Below are 15,907 nucleotides of genomic sequence, written 5' to 3'. Positions count from 1 at the left end.
CAGTCGGATCTCGCCACGCGCAGCTGCACGGACTTGAGCTTGGCATTGTAGGCTTTGCGCGTGCGTCCATAGGCGAACGCGCCGGCATAACGCGGGTTGTGCAGGATCTGCAGCACGCGGGAATGGTCGATCTCGCTCCACAGGACGTCGCCCTTGCCGATGCCGCGGCGGATACGCCGGGGAAAGAGGATCTTCTCGCCGCGCAGGCGGCGCACGACGGCGCAGGCCGAGCCGGTCTGGCGGAAGGTATCGAACAGGAGCCGCACCGTGTCCTGGATCTGTCGGTCCGGATCGAGCACGACCCGCGCGTCAGGGGTGTAGACCAGTCCGATCGGCAACGGCATCTCGAGCTCGCCGCGGCGCGCCTTGTTGAGAATGCCGCCTTGCAGCCGCGACTTCAAAATGTGCAGCTCGGCCTCGCTCATCGTGCCCTTCAGCCCGAGCAGCATGCGATCGTTGAAATAGGCCGGATCGTAGACGCCGTCCTCGTCCATGATGAGCGTGCGCGACAGGGCGGCCAGCTCAAGGAGACGGTGCCAGTCGGCATTGTTGCGTGCCAGGCGCGACACTTCCAGCCCCAGCACGATCCCTGCATGCCCCATCGCCACTTCACTCACCAGGTGCTGGAAGCCGTCGCGGTCCTGCGACTGCGCGCCGGAGAGGCCGAGGTCGCTATCGATGACGTGGACACGTTCGATCGGCCAGCCCAGCGCCACTGCGCGATCGCGCAGGGCGTATTGCCGCTTGGTGCTCTCGGTGTTCTCGAACACCTGACGAAGAGAGGACTGACGCACGTAGAGGAATGCATCACGCCGAAGATGGTCGGCGCCAACCTTCATGGCGATATCAGTAGACATGATTGCCTCGCGTCTCTGCTGCCAGCACCATGTTGGCGAGCATGTGCACGAGCTGGCGATCGTGCACGGCCGCCGAAGCCGTGGGCGGCGGTTCGGGCCGCCGATGCATCGACGGGGAAGGCTGAGGGGCCGCGATCAGCACCGCCAGCCCTTGCCAAAAGCCATGAAAAACGATGGCGCCCATGTCCTTGACGCAGGCCTGACCGCATAGGACGGCGGCGCGCAGCGTCTCGTAGAAATCCTTGCAGCCGTGCGGCAGCATCGGGGTGCGCGCATGGGGTTCACCGTTTTTTTTTACGCGCCATCGCGCGTTCGATGCTGCGGGGATGGACGCTGATACCGAGTGTCGAATGCAGCAGCTGCGCCAGGGATCGCGCCTGCAGCGGAGCACCCGTGTGCTGGTTCTGCTCGATGAGCTGCATAACTTCGTCAGTGAGCTTGTGGGCCGACTTTGGCCCACGCGTGCGCGGCAGCAGGCCGGCAATGCCCTCGCGTTCAAACGCGGCCTCGGCCTGATAGTAGGTGGGCCGCGACAGACCGAAAAGCGCGGCGGCATCGGCTTTGTTGACGCCATCCTCATGGACGTGACGCAGCATCTCGTACTTCACCTGCACGAGGTCGAGAGGATCGAAGAAGCTGGATTCACGGAACCAGGGTGCGCGGACGGCTTCGGGGCGCGTGTTGAGCGCTCCGAGCTGGCGCAGTCGATCGCGTTTGGTCTGGTTGGGCATGGTATATCCCCCTGCTTGTGTGTAAATCAAATTACGCCTCGATAGAGAGCGTGTCAATCTAATGGAGGCAGCTGCCATACCGATAGGACCCCGGACAATGCGAGTGAAGCCGGCGACTGGAACGACGGTGAATCCGGCATCCGGCGGCATAATTAGGTTGACATATGCGGCATAAATTGCCTGACACGTGTTCAGCCGCCATGGCTGCGCTCGATTTGCTCGATCAACGCCGCCAGGGTTGCCAGATCATCTGGACGCACGAACGACCGACCGGCCGCGACCTGAATGAAAACATCGGGTTCAGCGACGTCCGTCCATGACGCAAGCAGCGAGCGAAGTCGTCCCGCCGCGTCGTAGAACATGACGCGGTCCTCGCCCCAGTTCTGCTTGCGGGTCGACAGCACGAAGCGCTGGCCGCGCCACGGGTGGAACGGGTGCGTGATCTCGAACTCTATACGCGCTCGAGTGTCAGCACGAACTGCAGTCCTGGACTTGAAAGAACGGACAGGTCGAGGGCGCGGTGCTGATCATGGAGCGCTGGATACTGGCACGTCTGAGGAATCGATCCTTCTTCTCGATTGCCGAGCTCAACGCGGCGATCGCCGAACTGCTCGAGGAGTTGAACAACCGGCCGATGCGCCATTTGGCCAAAGCCGCCGCGAACTGTTCGAGGAGATCGAGCGTGCTGCCTTGAAGCCGCTGCCGGCGGCACCGTTTGAATACGCCGAGTGGAAGTCGGCGAAGGTCCATCCAGACAACCATGTGGAGGCCGATAAGAACCTTCTACTCGGTGCCGCACCGGCTGATCGGGCGCACCGTCGAGGTGCGGCTCACGCCCCGAGTGGTCGAGATCTTCCACGATCACCAGCGTGTCGCCAGTCATGTGCGTCGCTCGCAGCGTTCCGGCCATGTCACCATCAACGAACACATGACCAAGGAGCATCAGCGCTATGCCAACACCACGCCGGCCAACCTGATTAGCCGGGCGGCCAGGATCGGCCCCAACGCCGCCATTCTGGTCGAGCGCATGATGCGCGACCGGCCGCATCCAGGGATACCGCTCGGCCATGGGCATCCTGTCGCTGGCGCCGCGCTATGGGCCGGAGCGTCTCGATGCCGCCTGCGAGCGGGCGCTGCTGATCAACGCGATCGCCTACTCCTCCGTCACCGCCATCCTCAAAGCCGGCCTCGACCGAGCCAGCCCCGCAGAACCGGCAAAGCCGACACCCCAGCACGCCAACATCCGCGGCTCCACTATTACCAGTGAAGGAAAGGAAGAAAGAATGCTGACGAACCCCACCCTCGACCAGATGCAGTCCCTCGGTCTGACCGGCATGGCTGCCGCCTGGCGCGAACTGGCCGAACGGAACAACGCCAACGAGCTCAGCCGTGACGAGTGGCTCGGCCTGATGCTCGACCGAGAGGTCGCCATACGGGCCGACAAGCGCGTCCGGAACCGGCTCGCCTCAGCCAGACTGCGCTTTCCTGAAGCCTGCATCGAGGACATCGACTTTGCCACGCCGCGCGGGCTCGACTGGCGCAGCACCATGGCGCTCGCCCAGGGCGAATGGCTGAAGGCGCATGAGAACCTGATCGTCACCGGCCAGACCGGAACCGGCAAGTCGTGGCTGGCCTGCGCCTTCGGCCGGCAAGCAGCACGGCTCGATCATTCCGTGCTCTATGTGCGCGTGCCGCGCCTGTTCGAGGATTTGGCGCTCGCTCGTCTCGATGGCCGCTTCCCACGCCTCATCGACAAACTCACCCGCGCGCAACTACTCATCCTCGACGACTTCGGAACCCACTCCCTCACCGACCAACGGCGTTTCCATCTGTTCGAAATCGTCGAGGAACGCTATCGCCGCAAATCCACCCTGATCACCGCCCAGGTCCCGGTGGCCAGATGGCATGACCTGATCGCAGACCCTACCATCGCCGACGCCATTCTCGACCGGATCGTGCACAATGCCCACCGCATCGTGCTCCAGGGCGACAGCATGCGAAAGCAAAAGGCCGCGCCCCTCTTGACCGACACCGAAAACGGCGAAATCAATCATCCATGAACGCAACAAGGCACCCGAGGACCAACGCCGCCAATCTGTCCCGACGTTAGCGAAACCATTGTCCGGGAATTAGCGGAACCCCCGTCCTGCGAAATGCGCAGCTGTGGAGCCTCAATAGTTGTCCCGATCTAAGCGGATGCGACTGATGGGTTGTTTTGATCCTAGGCTGCCGTGAGGCCTGTGCCAATTGTATCGATGAAGCCAATGCAACAGTTCGTCCGTGCGTTCTTGAGAGCTGTCGTAGGCTCGCGCGTAAGCCCATTCGCGCAGGCTGATCTGGATGAAGCGTTCGGCCTTGCCAATATCCGGCATGTGATCTGTGGTGCCTTTTTCGTCCTGCTGTTCTTGTTTTGGAACGGCCTTATGGTGAGCCCATCCGGGACGTGGGGCACCGGGAGCACGAAGGTGCAGGCAGGCCGTCAATAGACCGTGGGCTGAGAGCCCGAGCTCGTTACATGGCCGCCCCTCGCGACTTTCCCGGAGGCGCTGCGAGCGCGGATCAGTCGATGTCGCGTTGCCCGCCAGCTCCCGTCTTTGACCGAGCCAAGAAGGAGGAACGGGCATGCGCATCATCGGACTGGATATCCATCGCGCCTTCGCCGAGGCGGTAGCTTGGGAGGACGGCAGGCTCAGGCGGCTGGGTCGTGTCGACATGCGGCGCGATCTGCTGGATGCCTTCGCCGCAAAGCTGTCGTTTGGTGCCGTGCTCGGGCCCTGTCAGAAAACAATGCTGCACGGGCGGCCGCCATGGCAGGGAGAAAAAGCCCGCTGTGGCACCGGGATGCAGATTACGCCTTTTCAGCCCTTCGTTCACCTTTACGCTATCTTGTCCATAATTGTATTGTACCCATTCCCTTGAAGACCGGCCCTCCCGACGTGGAGGAGACGGCAGGCGCGCAACGCTCGCGGTGCGGTGGCGGGGCTCAGCCCAAGGTGAATAGTTGCCGCGGCGCCTTTGTGAGCACCTCGACGCCGGATTCGGTGACGCGAATGCTTTCACTAGTCACGTAGCCGAAATCTTCCTCGACCCAGGAACCAAGATGCAGGTGGAAGGTCATGTTCGGCTCGAGGACCGTTGTATCACCCAGCTTAAGGCTGGTCGTCTTTTCCACCCAGTTGATGCCGATGGAGTATCCGGCCCGAGATTGCTTCTTGAATCCGTGCTTCTCGGTCGTGCTGTGAATAATCAAGGCGACATCGCCGCTAACGGCGCCCGCATGGATTACAATCAGCCCCGCCTCAAGGCCGGCAAGCTGCGCTTCATGGATGCGCAGCAGGCGGTCGGAGGGTTTGCCGAGGGAATAGGTCCTGCAGATCGGAACGTGGTAATCATGGCGTACGCCGGCGATCTCTAGATTGACCTGGGAACCCTCTCGAAGGATGTCCTCGCTCCAAGTGGTGTGCGGGTTTCCAATGCGCGATGTCGCGCACAGGAAGGGAGTTGCGATCCAAGTTCCAGGTTTGCCGTTCGCTCCGCGGGCGAGCGTTCCGACAATCTCGGCGATGGCGTCTGCCTCCCGCATGCCGGGTCGCATGACTTCCGCGGCCCTCAGCACACCGGCGTCGGAAATCGCGGCTGCCTCACGCATGACAGCAATCTCGAGATCGGACTTGAGCGTGCGTATGCGGGTCACCACGTTCGACAAGTCGTGGATGCGCGCTTGCGGCAAACGGCCTTTGAACTTTTCCGCCGAGTCGACCGTCAGATTGCAAAGCTCAAGCCCAATGTCGCTCTGCCCCAGTCCCTGGTCCACAAGGAAGTCAATGACCGCGTCGTAACCGTTCTTGTCCGGATCGCCCATCAACTCTTCCGAGTAGCCCACGATGCTGTCGCGTTCCATGAAGGTCTCCTGCACGGCCGCGGCAACGTCCATCCAGCGTGGGATAAAGACCGGCTCTTCCCGCGAAGCAAGGACGACGACGCCGCGCGTGTCATAAGAGTGAGCGACCGATCCCGTCAGGTATGTAACATGTGCGTTGTCAGTGATGACAAGCGCGGCGATGTCACGCTTAGCCATCCTCGCCTTCACCGTAGTGAGCCTGCGTAGATACTCCCGGCGCGGGAAAACCTGCGGACCTTTAAGCACTGGCATACAAGACTCCCTCGGATCGGCGGCCCCGGCCGAGGCTCCCTGCTACAACCGCTTGCCAGATTATCGCAATATTAATGCCAACTCCTGGCGTTCTTGCCGATTGCAGCGACAGAACCCTGAGCCGGCAGGCGCTAAGCAACACTTTCAGCGCGAGATTGCCTCATGCTAGCTGTCTGGCGGCTCAGCTACGTTTTAACGGGGGCCGTCTCCAGGTCCGCTCGCTCGCGCAACCCAGAAGCATCCTATCTCGATTCACGATAGGTGCGATCCACAGATTGCATTTGACACGAACGCCCGCCCCTCGGACGGTTGGGCCATCTCGTACGCCGTGAGCCGCGGGGGGCAGTTCTGGAGCAACAGATGCATAACGTTGAGGCGTTCCGTGAACTGCAGGTCGAGGCAACGGAGTGGCGCCGTCACCTTCACCAGCACCCCGAGCTGGATTACAGGGTCCACAATACCCCGCGTTACCTGACTTAGAAACTCGCTTCGTTTGGTATCAAACAGATCGAGACCGGCATTGCCAAAACCGGGATCGTCGCGTTGATCCGTGGTCAAGCCGGCGGGCGCGCCGCGCATAGGTGGCGGTCAATGGGACAACCGGACATGGCGGCATGTCTGCACCGCCCGTCGACACGAACGCTGCAATTTGGAAATCGGCTTCATCTTTCGACGGTTCCGATCCGTTTAGACGAAGCTACGCACAAAGCGAAATGAATCAGTCCATTGCTTCCACGCACATGGCGACGCCCATGCCGCCGCCGATGCATAGGGTGGCCAGGCCCTTCTTGGCGCCACGGCGACGCATCTCGAAGACCAGCGTGTTGAAGACGCGAGCGCCGGACGCGCCGATCGGATGGCCGATCGCGATGGCGCCGCCATTGACGTTGAGGATCGAAGGATCCCAGCCCCTGTCCTTGTTGACGGCGCAGGCTTGCGCAGCGAAGGCCTCATTGGCCTTGACCAGGTCGAGATCGCCGACCGACCAGCCTGCCTTGGCCAGCGCTTTGCGCGAGGCGGGAATGGGGCCGGTGCCCATGATCTGCGGATCGACGCCGGCGGTGGCCCAGGACACGATGCGCGCCAACGGCGTGATGCCGCGCCTGACAGCTTCGGCTTCGCTCATCAGCAGCGCACCGGCGGCGCCGTCATTGATGCCGGAGGCGTTGGCGGCGGTCACGGTGCCGTCCTTGTCGAAAGCCGGCTTCAGCTTGGTCATGGCGTCGATGGTGGCGCCGTGGCGGATGTACTCGTCTGGTCGACGACGGTGGCGCCCTTCTTGCCCCTGATGGTGAAGGCGACGATCTCGTCCTTGAATTTGCCGGCCTTCTGCGCGGCCTCGGCCTTGTTCTGCGAGGCCAGCGCGAACTGGTCCTGGTCGTCGCGGGTGATCTGGAACTGACGCGCAACATTCTCGGCGGTGTTGCCCATGTGGTAGCCATTAGTGACGATGCCGGTCTCAAGCACATAGGTTTCCCCGTCGAAGACCTTGTGCTCCTTGCCTCTGCCACGACGATGCCAACGCCGGTTTTGGTGTAAAAGCCGGCGATGCCGGCCGGCACGCATGCGCTCGGCCAGCGTCCCTTGCGGTTTGAATTCGTGCTCCAGTTCGCCGCTCAGGTACTGGCGCATGGTCGCGGCATTCTCGCTGACATAAGAGATCATCTTCTTGATCTGCTTGGTCTTGAGCAGCACGCCTCCCGAAATCATCGACGGCGCAGCCTCTGCGGACCGACGCTGCCTCCGTATGCTCTCATCCCATCCGTTCCGAAGCATGCGAGCCCGGCGAAGCGGCGAAGACAACGGTCTTGTTCCCGTTGATGAAGACGCGGCGGTGGATATGGGCATGTACGGCGCGTGCGAGAACCTGGCTTTCGACGTCGCGGCCGAGCGAAACGTAGTCTGACGGGCTCTGGGCGTGGGTGACGCGTACGATGTCCTGCTCGATGATCGGACCCTCGTCGAGATCGGCGGTGACATAGTGCGAAGTCGCACCGATCAACTTCACGCCGCGTTCAAACGCCTGTTTGTAGGGGTTTGCCCCTTTGAAGGACGGAAGGAACGAATGGTGGATGTTGATGATGCGGCCTGACATCTTCTCGCACATCTCATCCGACAGCACCTGCATGTAGCGGGCAAGTACGACCAGCTCTGCGCCGGTCTCCTCGACAATACGCATCTGGTGTGCTTCGGCTTCGCGTTTGTTCTCTTTCGTCACTTTGATGTAGTGGAACGGAATATCGTGGTTCACGACGAGCTTCTGATAGTCCAGGTGGTTGGAGATCACCGCCACGATTTCGACGGGTAGCGCTCCGATGCGCCACCGATAAAGGATGTCATTGAGACAATGCCCGAAGTGCGAGACCATGATGACGACCTTCATCCTGTGGGTCTCGTCATGAACGGCAGATTTCATTCCGAACGTCTGGGCGGTGTCGGCAAACCCGCTGCACAGCGGGTCAAGGTCAACGCCTTCTTCGGAGATGAAGCTCACGCGCATGAAGAAATTGCCCGTTTGCGCATCATCGAATTGCGAACTGTCGGTGATGTTGCAGCCGTTCTCGGCGAGGTAACCTGCGATGGCGGCGACGATCCCGCGCTTGGACTTGCAGGTGACAGTCAGGCAGTATTTTTCCATATCGAACTTTCTCGTGTGCAAAGCAGATCGGACGTGTCAGCGAGACTGCCCGACGGGAAGGGGCTCATAAGGTCAGCCCCTCGGGCGCGGGCAGCGCGTGAGAACGGCAGCTGGCCGTGACCGTGTTGGCGAGCAGACAGGCGATAGTCATGGGACCTACACCTCCCGGCACTGGCGTTATCGCGCCCGCTATCTCCGCCGCGCTGCTGAAGTCCACGTCGCCCACCAGGAGTTGCTTGCCATCCCGCACGATGCGATTGATGCCCACATCGATTACCGTCGCGCCTGCCTTGATCCAGTCGCCCGAGATCATCTCCGCGCGGCCGACGGCGGCCACGAGGATATCGGCCCGACGGCAGATTGATGCTAGATCGCGTGTACGGGAATGAGCAATGGTAACGGTGCAGTTGTCGCCAAGCAGAAGTTGCGCCATCGGTTTTCCGACGATGTTCGACCGCCCCACGACCACCGCTTCAAGCCCGGACAGATCGCCGAGATGGCCGCGTAGCAACATTAGACACCCCACTGGGGTACATGGCGCCATCGCATTTTGGCCCGTGCCCAGAAGCCCGACATTCGAGACGTGAAACCCATCGACATCCTTTACCGGATCGATAGCGTTGATCACCAGATCAGCGTTCAGATGTTTGGGTAGAGGCAGTTGGAGGAGAATACCGTGAACCTCAGGATCGGTGTTCAGCTGCTCGATCAGAGCAACCAAATCGACCTGAGAGGTTTCAGTGGGTAGCTTGTGCTCAACACTTTTGATGCCGGCTTCGAGAGTCTGCCGTCCTTTGTTGCGCACATAGACTTCCGACGCCGGATCGTCGCCTACCAGAACGACAGCCAGCCCCGGTGTAACGCCATGCGCCTCCTTGAGTCGCGTCACATAACCAGCCACCCTCGAACGTAGCTGCGTCGCGAACGCCTTACCGTCGATGATCTGAGCGGTCACGTGACCTTTTCCTCCAGCCGCTTCGCCGCCGTTTCCAACGCATCCCAGAGCGATCCGGCGGACGAGCGCGCACCCAGCACGACGACATGAGTGTCGCCGCGGCGGACGACAAAACAACTCATATGCTGAAGGCCGGTACGTGTCGCGCGGCCCGGGCCGAAGTCCGCGGGATCGATGTTGACAAGCTTCGACAGCAATGCCTCGAGAGGAATCGCGCCTGCCCGCGAGATAATCTCGAAAGCGACCCAACCATCGGTCTGCTCGGTCACGGAGCAGCGGGGGGCGGCCTGCTTCAGCTCCGCGGCAAAATCCAACTCGATGCAACACTCGGCCTCGATCATCCACTGACCCGGTCCGGTCCATAGGGCGGCAACCCCCTGCCCTGCAACCCAGCGGCCGGGTCCAGGAAGAATGAGCCCGAATGGCATAGGCTCAACGGTTCCGAAGCGCAGCGCCAGAGAGGCAAGCGCCATAGCCGCGTTCTCGCGGATCTCCAACGCCCCGAACGACCCGAAGCGTGGTAGTACGGCACCAAGCGCCGTGATGGGTCTCAGCTCACTCACGAAGACGTGCTCCCCCAGGATCGACAAAATGCGCCGGCACGACACGCAGGTGCGCGCTTTCGCCTTCGAGCGGGTTCGCGGCCACGATCACCTCGCCCAGCCGTTCATCGCCGTTTTCCAGAAAGCCGAGCCCGATCATCGAGCCGACATGCGGACTGTAGCAAGCCGACGTGATCCAACCCTGATCGGTATCGAGGCTCCGGGGCGCGTCCAGGGCAAAAAGATGCGAGCCGCTGACCACCTTGCCGGCCGGATCGAGGGGCTGCAATCCCACAAGGCGGCGTTTATCGCTTGCCAAGCCATCACGCCGCGACATCACGGCGCCAACGGAATCCTTCTTCTGCGACACCATACTGCCGAGCCCGATCATGGCGGCCGTCGTCTGTCCGTTCAGCTCAGCGCCGGCGGCATGGCCCTTCTCGATCCGCAGGACGCCAAGCGCCTCGGTACCGTAAGGCGTCGCTCCGAGATCGGCACCCAGTTCCATCAGCCGCTCCATCAAAGCGTGGCCGTACCGTGCGGGAACCGCAATTTCATAGGCGAGTTCGCCCGAAAACGAGATGCGGAAGAGCCGTGCGCGCAAACCGCCGCAGACGGTCAGCGCCGCGCATGCCATGAAAGGGAAGACCTCATTCGACAAGTCGAACCCGTCAACGATCCGGTCGAGCAGGGCGCGCGATTTCGGTCCGGCGGCGGCGATCTGCGCCCAGGCATCGGTCGTGGAGATGAGCTGGACGTCGAGCTCCGGCCAAAGGCACTGCCGCGCAAATTCCATGTTGCGGTAGACCAGACCAGCGTTGGCGGTCGTCGTGGTGACCACATAATGATCCTCGCCCAGCCGCGCGCAGGTGCCGTCGTCATAGGCAAATCCGTCTTCGCGCAGCATAAGTCCGTAGCGGACTCGGCCGATCTTCAGCGTGGCCATCATGTTGCTGTAGAGCCGGTTGAGAAATTCGCCCGCGTGCGCGCCCTGGACATCGATCTTACCGAGCGACGTCACATCGCACAGACCAACGCCCCTGCGCACGGCCCTAGCCTCACGATCGACGCTCTGGCGCCAGTGCGTTTCGCCCACACGCGGGTAATATTGGGCACGTATCCACTGGCCGACTTCAACGAATACCGCGCCTTGGCCTTCTGCCCAATAGTGGGTCGGCGTCAGGCGGCGCGGTCGAAAATGCAACCCCGTATCGCCACCGCCCAGCACCGAAAGTGCGACGGGCGTGAAGGGCGGGCGGAAGATCGTCGTTCCCGTTTCGGGGATGGACCTTTTGTCCAGCTCCGCCATCACGGCCAAACCGGTCACATTGGCGGTCTTGCCCTGATCCGTCGCCATGCCCAGAGTCGTGTAGCGCTTCAGATGCTCGACTGGCCGCATGTTCTCGGCATGGGCGAGTTTGATGTCTTTCACCGTCACGTCGTTCTGGAAATCGACCCAGGCGCGTTTCTTGCCTGGCACGTAGAAGGTCGGCGCAATTGTGTAACCTTCCTCATCAGCGCACGGCAGATTAGGCAACCTTGCCGCGATCCCAATCTCCTGCAGCGCCGACCTTGCCGTTTCCGCGCCCGAACGCAGCGCCGCAGCGGTCGAAAAACATCCCGCCGCAGCGCCCGCCGGGAGCAAGCCAGAAGGCCCACCTTCGCCCGGCAAGAACGCCTGCAAGGCATCGTTCCAGACCGGCCGCCCGCGATGATGCGAAAAGAGGTGCACGTTCGGATTCCAGCCGCCAGACACACCCATTGCGCCGCAATCGATCCATTCTGACTTGCCGTTTGCTTGGACCTGGATCGCAGTCAGGCCTAGCCGTCCGCGCGCGCCAGTCACTATGCCTCCCGCGATCAGCCGGTAGTCAGCGCAAGCCCTCGCCTCGGGGCGTGGGTCGATCACGGCGGCGACATGGACGCCCTTGGCGGCGAGATCGCGCGCGGTACGATGGCCGTCGTCATTGTTGGTGAAGACTGCGATCGTCTCGGACGGGGATGCCGCCCAGCGATTGGCGTAAGCCCGCATTGCGCCTGCCAGCATGATCCCTGGACGGTCGTTGTCAGCAAAGGCGATGGGCCGCTCCGTCGCGCCGGCAGCCAGTACGGCGCGTTTGGCCGTGATGCGCCAGAGTGTCTGGCGGACGCGGTGGCCCGGCTCCGCAAGGTGATCCGAAACCCGTTCCACCGCCCCATAGATTCCGTGGTCATAGACGCCGAACACCGTGGTGCGCTGCATCACCCGAATATTCGGCAAGCTCTCTAATTCAGCTTTCAATGCGGAGATCCAGTCGCTGGCCCGTGCTCCGTCCAGCGTTTCTGTCTCGGAGAGAAGCCGCCCACCCGGGCGGAAATCCTCATCCGTCAGTATCACACGCGCACCGGAGCGCACCGCTGTCAACGCCGCGGCTAACCCTGCCGCACCCGCGCCGATGACCAGCAGGTCGCAATGCAGATAGCCCCTCTCGTAGGCGTCGGGGTCCGGCCGCATCGAGAGGCTTCCAAGGCCCGCCGCTTTGCGGATGGCGGGCTCGTAGAGCTTTTCCCAGAAGCCTTTCGGCCACATGAAGGTCTTGTAGTAGAACCCGGCCGTGAAGAACGGCGCAAGCAGATCGTTGACCGCCAACGCGTCAAAGCCGAGCGAAGGCCAGCGGTTTTGGCTTCGGGCCTCCAATCCGTCGAACAATTCGACCGTTGTCGCGCGCGTGTTAGGCTCCTGCCGCGCGCCCGAGCGCAGTTCTACCAAGGCGTTCGGTTCCTCCGACCCAGCACACAGCACTCCGCGCGGGCGGTGATACTTGAAACTGCGCCCCATCAGACGCAAGCCGTTGGCCAGGAGCGCCGAGGCGAGCGTGTCGCCGGGATGGCCGTGGTAGCGCTTACCGTCGAAGGTGAAGCTCAGAGTCCGCGAACGGTCGATCAGCCCGCCGGATAGCCGCGTCATGCTCCGCTCCCTTTCCGCGCAAGCGCTACATCCCTCGCCATCTCTGCACCGAGGACTTGATGGGTAACGGTGTCGCGCGTGACCACCAGCCAGGAGCGGTCACCCTGTTCGTGAAACCACAACTCTCGATGCACGCCCGCCGGATTATCGCGCAGGAAGACGTAATCGCAGAAGGCGGATTCAGCGTCGGGCGCATTTGGATCCGGACGGTCGAGCAGCCGCGAATCGCCCAGATACGTAAATTCCTCCGCATCGCGCGGGCCCAACGACGGATGGGGGATTAACATCGGACTGCCTCAGTGGAGATTGGGCTGCGCGCCGGCACCGCGCTCGTCGATCACATGGCCGCGCGCGAACCGGTCGAACCGGTAGGCGCGCGCGGTTTCGTGCGGAGCGCCAGTGGCAAGAAGATGGGCGAAGGCGTAACCGCTAGCAGGCGTCGCCTTGAAGCCGCCATAGCACCAGCCGCCGTTGAAATACAGGTCCTCAATATGCGTGCGGTCGATGATCGGTGATCCGTCCATCGACATGTCCACGACGCCGCCCCACATGCGCAAGAGCCGGGCCCGTCCGAGCATCGGCATCAACGCCATCCCGGCTTCAGCGACGTCCTCGACCACCGGCAGGTTGCCGCGTTGGGCATAGGAATTGTAGCCGTCGATATCACCGCCGAAGACAAGCCCGCCCTTGTCGGACTGGCTAATGTAGAAATGGCCCGCCCCGAAGGTGATCACACCCGGAATGGTCGGCTTGAGCCCCTCCGTGACGAAGGCCTGCAGGACATGGCTTTCGATCGGAAGCCGCATTCCAGCCATTGCCATGACGCGGCCCGAGGAGCCCGCCACCGCCACGCCTACCTTGTCGGCCGCGATATAGCCGCGCGATGTCTCCACGCCACGCACCTTGCCGCGATCGACCCGGAAACCCGTCACCTCGCAATTCTGGATCAGGTCCACTCCGTGGTTGTCGGCGCCGCGGGCATAGCCCCAGGCCACGCCGTCGTGCCGCGCCGTGCCCGCACGCTGCTGCATCAGGCCGCCTTTGATCGGGAAGCGAGCGTTGTCGTAGTTCAGGAACGGAACCATGGCGCGCAGGTCCGCCCGGCCTAACAGGCGGGCGCCCGCACCAGCCAGCATCATGGCATTGCCGCGACGGCGGAAGACGTCGCGTTGCGCATCCGTGTGAAAGAGGTTGATGATGCCACGCTGGGAGACCATCGCGTTGAAGTTGAACTCCTGCTCCAGTCCTTCCCAGAGCTTCATCGAGAACTCGTAAAAGGGTTCATTGCCGGCAAGCAGGTAGTTCGACCGGATGATTGTCGTGTTTCGCCCGACATTCCCGGATCCGAGCCAACCTTTCTCCAGCACGGCAACGCGGGAGAGGCCAAATTTCGTGGCCAGGTAATAGGCTGTCGCCAGGCCATGACCGCCCCCGCCGACGATCACGTAATCATAGGAGGGCTTGGGGTCGGGATTCCGCCACAGAGGCCGCCAGCCGGTATGCCCTTTAAGCGCTTCAGCAAAGACGCGGAAGCCCGAAAACTTCATTGCGAGAACTCCTTGAACCGCTGTGACTATGTCCCGGAAATAGCAAAGCGTTGTCTCTAAAATTGACACCTGTGTCTGTTTGTCGGACATATCGCAGGATCAATGAGGCGGAGGCTTCCCGCAGGATGATTGACGAAAATCGTGACGGCAGTCTCCAGCGATACGGCTTCCTGCTGATCGAAGGCTATGCTCTGATGTCCGCGGCCTCCGCGGTCGAGCCGCTGCGCGCCGCCAACCTGCTTAGCGGAAAGCCCCTTTACGATTTCCGCTTCATTTCAGCTCGCGGCGGCTGGATGCGGAGCTCGGTTTCGGGCGCGTTCGAAACAGTACCTGCTTCGGAAGCAGGTACTGATTTCGACATTCTCTTCGTCGTGGCTGGTGGCAATCCGCTGATTTATCGCGACGACAGGATTCTGGGTTGGCTGCGCCGTCTTGCCCGTTCGGGGGTGCCACTAGGCGGGATATCAGGCGGTGCGGCGGTCCTGGCCGCGGCCGGCGTCATGTCGTCACGCCGGTTCACGATCCACTGGCAACACATCGACGCGATGCGCGAGGTCTATCCCGAGGCGCTCATAGAGCGACGGCTCTTCGTCATCGATCGCGACCGCTTCACCTGCGCGGGCGGCATGGCCCCACTGGACATGGCCCACGCACTGATTGCCTCAGATCATGGTGTGGAGCTGGCACGTGCGGTCAGCGAGTGGTTTATCCACACCGGCATCCGGCAGGCCGAGGCTCCGCAACAGTTGGACCCGGTGCGGAAGTACGATCTACACCATCCCGCCCTGGTCGCCATGGTCGAGTTGATGACGAGCCACATCGCCGACCCGCTGAAGCTGGAGGATTTGGCCCACCTCAGCGGTATCGGGGCGCGACAATTGGAGCGGCTAGCTAAGGAACAGCTGGAACAGAGCGTGATGCAGTTTTATCGGTCTCTGCGCTTGGAGAAAGCCGACGAGATTCTGCGACAGTCAAACCTCCCGCTCGTCGAGGTGGCGCTTGCCACGGGCTTTTCCAACCGCAGCCATTTCTCCTGCGCCTTTCGGGCTCATTTCGGCACAGGCCCCGCCATCCGACGCAAACAGCGCGGTCACGATGAGGCTTGAGATGCACACTGATCAAAGAGCCTGAGCTGAAACTCGGCCGGGACTGCGTTGAATGTTCCCAACAGGCTCTCAGCGTTTGGCGGACACTGGTCCCAAGGATCTTAATTTGTGCAGAAAGGGCTCGGATAGCGGCGTGCCGCGAGTGGCGAGTACGCATACGACGAAGGCCGCATGATTGGCACGCGCGCGTGTGCGCGGCGGGCTCTATGATGACGTTTCGTGAGGTCAGGCGGCCTGCTGATCGGCGGGCTTGTCGGCTTCGCGCAGGCGCTTCCATTGCCAGGGCAGTAGTTCGTGCAGACGCGAGGCGGGAAGATCGGCAATGCGGGCCAGGACGTCGGCGAGCCAGGCTTTCGGGTCGACGTCGTTGAGGCGTGCCGTGGTGATGAGGGTAAGCATGACGGCGGCACGGTCGGCGCCGCGCGGGGAAC

The 15,907-nt window shown here is 62.2% G+C and carries 14 protein-coding genes and 5 pseudogenes; 4 read left to right on the top strand and 15 right to left on the bottom strand.

Features of this window, described 5'->3' with window-relative positions; genetic code table 11:
* The 4 genes from MESCI2_RS0125300 to MESCI2_RS0125285 all read right to left on the bottom strand — a co-directional run.
* A partial coding sequence (locus MESCI2_RS0125300) for a recombinase family protein (protein ID WP_027038736.1) occupies nucleotides 1–857 on the bottom strand: 857 nt, incomplete at its 3' end.
* Nucleotides 847–1,119, bottom strand: a complete 273-nt coding sequence (locus tag MESCI2_RS1000000139055) for a hypothetical protein (RefSeq protein ID WP_027038737.1) — start codon at nucleotides 1,117–1,119, stop codon at nucleotides 847–849. The genes MESCI2_RS0125300 and MESCI2_RS1000000139055, both read right to left, overlap by 11 nt.
* A 19-nt stretch (nucleotides 1,120–1,138) precedes the next feature.
* Nucleotides 1,139–1,588, bottom strand: a complete 450-nt coding sequence (locus MESCI2_RS1000000139050; protein ID WP_027038738.1) for a helix-turn-helix domain-containing protein — start codon at nucleotides 1,586–1,588, stop codon at nucleotides 1,139–1,141.
* Between the two features lie 191 nt (nucleotides 1,589–1,779).
* Nucleotides 1,780–2,031, bottom strand: a complete 252-nt coding sequence (locus MESCI2_RS0125285; protein WP_197031591.1) for a DUF5372 family protein — start codon at nucleotides 2,029–2,031, stop codon at nucleotides 1,780–1,782.
* Between the two features lie 59 nt (nucleotides 2,032–2,090).
* On the opposite strand from MESCI2_RS0125285, the pseudogene MESCI2_RS01000000135585 reads away from it, so the two are divergent.
* Nucleotides 2,091–2,838, top strand: a pseudogene (locus MESCI2_RS01000000135585) (Mu transposase domain-containing protein); the annotation flags it as partial.
* A gap of 33 nt (nucleotides 2,839–2,871) precedes the next feature.
* Complete coding sequence (gene istB / locus MESCI2_RS0125275) at nucleotides 2,872–3,648, top strand: IS21-like element helper ATPase IstB (protein ID WP_027038931.1); 777 nt, start codon at nucleotides 2,872–2,874, stop codon at nucleotides 3,646–3,648.
* 46 nt (nucleotides 3,649–3,694) lie between these two features.
* Here istB and MESCI2_RS1000000137470 read toward each other — a convergent pair.
* Nucleotides 3,695–3,948: pseudogene (locus tag MESCI2_RS1000000137470) on the bottom strand (integrase core domain-containing protein); the annotation flags it as partial.
* Nucleotides 3,949–4,210: 262 nt separating this feature from the next.
* Between MESCI2_RS1000000137470 and MESCI2_RS1000000139325 the strand changes: the two are divergent.
* Nucleotides 4,211–4,342 (top strand): annotated as a pseudogene (locus tag MESCI2_RS1000000139325) (IS110 family transposase); the annotation flags it as partial.
* 229 nt (nucleotides 4,343–4,571) lie between these two features.
* Here MESCI2_RS1000000139325 and MESCI2_RS0125260 read toward each other — a convergent pair.
* The 9 genes and pseudogenes from MESCI2_RS0125260 to MESCI2_RS0125220 all read right to left on the bottom strand — a co-directional run bounded on the left by MESCI2_RS0125260 (nucleotide 4,572) and on the right by MESCI2_RS0125220 (nucleotide 14,370).
* Nucleotides 4,572–5,741, bottom strand: a complete 1,170-nt coding sequence (locus tag MESCI2_RS0125260) for a M24 family metallopeptidase (protein ID WP_027038928.1) — start codon at nucleotides 5,739–5,741, stop codon at nucleotides 4,572–4,574.
* Nucleotides 5,742–6,459: 718 nt separating this feature from the next.
* Nucleotides 6,460–7,307 (bottom strand): annotated as a pseudogene (locus tag MESCI2_RS1000000139240) (acetyl-CoA C-acyltransferase).
* 36 nt (nucleotides 7,308–7,343) lie between these two features.
* Nucleotides 7,344–7,406 (bottom strand): annotated as a pseudogene (locus MESCI2_RS1000000139235) (hypothetical protein); the annotation flags it as partial.
* An 88-nt stretch (nucleotides 7,407–7,494) separates the two neighbouring features.
* Entirely contained in the window at nucleotides 7,495–8,379 is an 885-nt protein-coding gene (gene purU / locus MESCI2_RS0125245) for a formyltetrahydrofolate deformylase (protein WP_027038926.1), read from the bottom strand.
* A 64-nt stretch (nucleotides 8,380–8,443) separates the two neighbouring features.
* Entirely contained in the window at nucleotides 8,444–9,334 is an 891-nt protein-coding gene (gene folD / locus MESCI2_RS0125240; RefSeq protein WP_027038925.1) for a bifunctional methylenetetrahydrofolate dehydrogenase/methenyltetrahydrofolate cyclohydrolase FolD, read from the bottom strand.
* Nucleotides 9,331–9,897 carry a sarcosine oxidase subunit gamma gene (locus tag MESCI2_RS0125235; RefSeq protein ID WP_027038924.1) on the bottom strand — a complete coding sequence of 189 codons (567 nt, stop codon included), beginning with the start codon at nucleotides 9,895–9,897 and terminating at the stop codon, nucleotides 9,331–9,333. The genes folD and MESCI2_RS0125235 overlap by 4 nt, the downstream gene beginning before the upstream one ends.
* Complete coding sequence (locus tag MESCI2_RS0125230; protein WP_027038923.1) at nucleotides 9,890–12,823, bottom strand: sarcosine oxidase subunit alpha family protein; 2,934 nt, start codon at nucleotides 12,821–12,823, stop codon at nucleotides 9,890–9,892. Before MESCI2_RS0125230 ends, MESCI2_RS0125235 begins: the two co-directional genes overlap by 8 nt.
* A complete protein-coding gene (locus tag MESCI2_RS1000000137460; protein ID WP_081738903.1) occupies nucleotides 12,820–13,110 on the bottom strand; it encodes a sarcosine oxidase subunit delta in 291 nt (96 codons plus the stop codon). Before MESCI2_RS1000000137460 ends, MESCI2_RS0125230 begins: the two co-directional genes overlap by 4 nt.
* A 9-nt stretch (nucleotides 13,111–13,119) precedes the next feature.
* The gene (locus MESCI2_RS0125220) at nucleotides 13,120–14,370 is read right to left on the bottom strand and encodes a sarcosine oxidase subunit beta family protein (protein WP_027038921.1); all 1,251 of its coding nucleotides are present in this window, start codon (nucleotides 14,368–14,370) and stop codon (nucleotides 13,120–13,122) included.
* 125 nt (nucleotides 14,371–14,495) lie between these two features.
* Between MESCI2_RS0125220 and MESCI2_RS0125215 the strand changes: the two genes are divergently transcribed.
* On the top strand, nucleotides 14,496–15,476 hold the full coding sequence (locus MESCI2_RS0125215) for a GlxA family transcriptional regulator (protein ID WP_027038920.1): 981 nt from the start codon (nucleotides 14,496–14,498) through the stop codon (nucleotides 15,474–15,476).
* A gap of 225 nt (nucleotides 15,477–15,701) precedes the next feature.
* On the opposite strand, the gene MESCI2_RS01000000135575 is transcribed toward MESCI2_RS0125215, so the two are convergent.
* Nucleotides 15,702–15,907, bottom strand: a 206-nt coding sequence (locus MESCI2_RS01000000135575; RefSeq protein ID WP_032901359.1) for a transposase domain-containing protein, incomplete at its 5' end; no start/stop codon positions are given.

Source organism: Mesorhizobium ciceri WSM4083 (genome assembly GCF_000519305.1).
Taxonomy (GTDB): Bacteria; Pseudomonadota; Alphaproteobacteria; order Rhizobiales; family Rhizobiaceae; genus Mesorhizobium; species Mesorhizobium ciceri_B.
This window is presented reverse-complemented; position numbering and strand designations above follow the sequence as displayed.